Annotated in this window: 1 protein-coding gene; it reads right to left on the bottom strand. The window is 34.0% G+C overall.

The window, feature by feature from the left end; translation table 11 throughout:
* Positions 1 to 247, bottom strand: a 247-nt coding sequence (locus tag M901_RS01835) for an ATP-binding cassette domain-containing protein (RefSeq protein WP_034719576.1), incomplete at its 3' end; no start/stop codon positions are given.
* Positions 248 to 332: the final 85 nt, after the last annotated feature.

Here is a 332-nt window from a genome sequence, read left to right as displayed (position 1 = left end):
CTGAAATATCATCAAAACTCTTACCTGAAAAAGAAATACTTCCTTCCGTTTTCTTCTCTAAGTTCATAAGTGTCTTGGCCAAGGTACTTTTTCCACAACCAGACTCACCAACAATTCCTAGTGTTGTTCTTGGAGCGAGAGTGAAAGAGACATTGTTAAGTGCCTTAACAAGTTGGTCTTTTCCTTTGACTTGATAGAACTTTTTGAGATTTTCTACAACTAATGTTTCATTCATAATATTTGCCATTTCGTTTCTTTATTTTAAGTTATCCACTATTTCTTTTCTAAAGGGTAGTGACACCTATAAACTCTATCTGTGGCCTTTTCTAATA

The organism is Bacteriovorax sp. DB6_IX (assembly GCF_000447775.1).
In the GTDB taxonomy this organism is placed as follows: domain Bacteria; phylum Bdellovibrionota; class Bacteriovoracia; order Bacteriovoracales; family Bacteriovoracaceae; genus Halobacteriovorax_A.
Note: the sequence above shows the minus strand (reverse complement) of the source record. Positions and strands in the feature narration are given on the sequence as shown.